This is a genomic window from Pedobacter sp. 01N416, from assembly GCF_056399685.1.
In genome coordinates, this window is sequence record NZ_JBFTRT010000630.1 from 1 (window position 1) to 2,710 (window position 2,710).

5 protein-coding genes are annotated in these 2,710 nt (G+C 39.3%); 1 reads left to right on the top strand and 4 read right to left on the bottom strand.

Annotated features, from left to right (window positions below; all coding sequences use genetic code 11):
• Nucleotides 1–619: MBL fold metallo-hydrolase (locus tag AC1DND_RS24925; RefSeq protein ID WP_477585244.1), on the bottom strand; the 619-nt coding region annotated here is incomplete at its 3' end.
• Between the two features lie 160 nt (nucleotides 620–779).
• Between AC1DND_RS24925 and AC1DND_RS24930 the strand changes: the two genes are divergently transcribed.
• Entirely contained in the window at nucleotides 780–1,721 is a 942-nt protein-coding gene (locus AC1DND_RS24930; protein WP_245224606.1) for an AraC family transcriptional regulator, read from the top strand.
• Between the two features lie 66 nt (nucleotides 1,722–1,787).
• Here AC1DND_RS24930 and AC1DND_RS24935 read toward each other — a convergent pair whose 3' ends face one another.
• The 3 genes from AC1DND_RS24935 to AC1DND_RS24945 all read right to left on the bottom strand — a co-directional run.
• Nucleotides 1,788–1,958: a hypothetical protein gene (locus tag AC1DND_RS24935; protein ID WP_477585245.1), complete on the bottom strand. Its 171-nt coding sequence runs from the start codon at nucleotides 1,956–1,958 to the stop codon at nucleotides 1,788–1,790.
• The gene (locus AC1DND_RS24940; protein ID WP_057934934.1) at nucleotides 1,958–2,143 is read right to left on the bottom strand and encodes a nuclear transport factor 2-like protein; all 186 of its coding nucleotides are present in this window, start codon (nucleotides 2,141–2,143) and stop codon (nucleotides 1,958–1,960) included. The genes AC1DND_RS24935 and AC1DND_RS24940 overlap by 1 nt, the downstream gene beginning before the upstream one ends.
• 6 nt (nucleotides 2,144–2,149) lie before the next feature.
• Nucleotides 2,150–2,710: NmrA family NAD(P)-binding protein (locus AC1DND_RS24945; protein ID WP_477585246.1), on the bottom strand; the 561-nt coding region annotated here is incomplete at its 5' end.

Consider the following 2,710-nt stretch of genomic DNA (forward strand, 5'->3'; position numbering starts at 1 on the left):
TCTGGGCACCACCTGAGTTGACCACAATAATATCAGGTTTGATCCTTTTGATATTTTCTTTGATACGGTCGGTCCATATCGCATCGCCCATGATATAAATCGTCGGTTCATTTTTGGCACTTAATACAAAACCAGAGGTTTTGCCCATCATCTCCAATACTTTGCCTGATCCATGTTCCCCATTTATCCGCTCTATACTGATATTATCCCACTTTGTCTGGTTTTCAAGGGTCTCGGCATTGATGTAGCCTTTCGAACTGAAGAATACCTTATCTGCCGGCTGATTGATAATCTTTATAGATTTTTTCAAAATATTATTTGCAGCATCATCAAAGTGATCAGCATGCGTATGGGAGACCAATACTAAATCGACATTGTCTGTAATTTGTTGCATTGGCATCCGTATATCCACTGTAGGATTTCTTGCAATACCGGCCCATGACTCGATTGCACCTTTGGCAGAGAGCATGGGGTCAACCAGAATCTTGTGGCCACCATAGTGAATGATCAATGTAGCATTCCTTACAAGCTGAAGGCTGGATTTTGATCCGGACACTTTCTGTCCAAACGAGGCTATCGCTGTCAATGACAAGACAGCTGTTACTAATAATTTTTTCATGACTTAAACTTTACTTTTTTGGATTCTTCTATCTATGGCAACAAAGGTCGATAGAAGGCGTCGGTTATGGGATATCAAACCATGTTTAAAAAGTGGCGTTTTGATAACCATTGATCAGCAGTAATGATAGAATGGTTTTATGAGCACTAAGCTGAGCTATTTGAAACCAGTCTTATACACGAGAAAACGTTCAGATGAAAAGGTTACAGGAATTTTAGTAATTTTAACCGGATCGAAAAAATTGAAAACAATAAAATTCCATAAAGGCGAGTGCGGTGTACATTTTCTACTGAATGTATTAACAGAAAAGGATATTGACTATAGCCTTCAGGCAACATTTAATACTGATTACTTTGAAATTCTATTTTTTAAAAAAGCATCGGGAATTGTCTCGCTTAATGAGAAGCAAATAAACATATCAGATAATTCAATCATATTCATTTCACCCTATCAAAAGCGTAACTGGCAGCTCGATGTCGAGCGTCTGGAAGTTACGACATTAATATTTCAGGAGGAATTCCTTAACGACTTTTTCGCAGATAAGCTGTTTACCTATCGTCTGCTGTATTTTTACCAGCTCAGCTTCCCATTAACCATTACAATTGATCATGAGGATCTTCGAAAATACTGTAAGTTTTTGGCCGAAATAAAAACGGAGCTTATTGACAGTAAATTTGATAGTTCGCACATCATCCGATCTTTGACATATTATCTTTTACAATCGTTGAACCGTCAATATGCCAGCCAATACAGACTGCCTTTAAATGTTGATGGAAATACACAGATCCCTTTTTTGTTTAAGAACCTGATCGAACTTCATTTTAAGGAAAAACAGCGGATCGGAGACTACACGGAGATGCTTGGTGTCAGTAGGATTTCACTTAATAAAGCCGTAAAAGCTCAGTTTCAGATAACAGCAAGCCAGCTGTTAAAACAGCGGTTGTTATTTGAGATACAGGACCAGATCCTTCACTCTAATAGGACCATCAATGAAATTGCATATGATCTAAATTTCTCTGAGCCAAACAATCTGATGAGGTTTTTTAAAGTTCAGACTGGCATGACAACTTCAGAATTTATAGCCGGAAAAATTTTCATTTAAAACAATAATATTTAAACGGAGCCGCATAGCTTAAAGATTCCAGTCAGCTCCGTTCTATTCGAAAGGCTATTCTCCCCAAAACTCGTCGTCAACCGGCTGGTCTGCTGAAAACGTCCACACGTGGATAATCTTGTCCTCTTTGATTTCAAATAGGTCTAAACCTCCAAGGTTCATCGTTTTGCCTTCCTTTTGGGCGCTAAACCAAACTGGAACTGCTACCAGACCGGCATTTTCCATCATTTATCACTCATAATGCCTTCAAACATTTTAATAATTTCACCCAAGTTGTTTTTAATTCCTGCAAATTTGTTTCTGCCCGGTTGGTCCCATTGGGCCTCAAGGGCAAAAAACGAAAGTGCCCGCTCCATTTCGCCTTTTGCCAATGCATCAAAGTATGATGCTACAATATCTTTTGCATCCATATAATATTAACATTTATTAATAAAAAAATCCTTGTTTATTTTAGCCCACTGGGCCAACGATGTCATCTTTACAGGCAGCTTCTGCAATATTTTATCCATTTCAGAATTGAATTTCAGGGGATATTTATTGCTTTCCTGAAGGACTCTGTAATATGAAGCTACCGCGTCAGCTGCAGCATCACCAACAAATGGCGCTAAAATTCCTTTAAACTCTTCAGCAGGCTGTGTGTAGTAATCTATCTTCTCACTAACACCTTGAGAAAAGCGTTCCGCAAGCTCATCTCCCTTAAGATTTTCAAGCCCGCTTACCTGAAAAGTATCCGCAGTCAGATCGGCGCTGTAGATAGCTTCAACGACTAGCGCACTCACGTCCCTAGAGGCAATCCAACCGATTGGCATAGGCTCAGGAGTTGGATAGGCAAGTTTTTTCTTTTCGGAAACAAAAGGTGCACAGAAAGCGCCCATCATATTTTCCATGTAAATGGTGGGTTCGATTATTACGTACTGCAACCCGCTTTCCAAAAGATAATCCTTGACATCCAGTTTTACATCATCCGTGGACATACC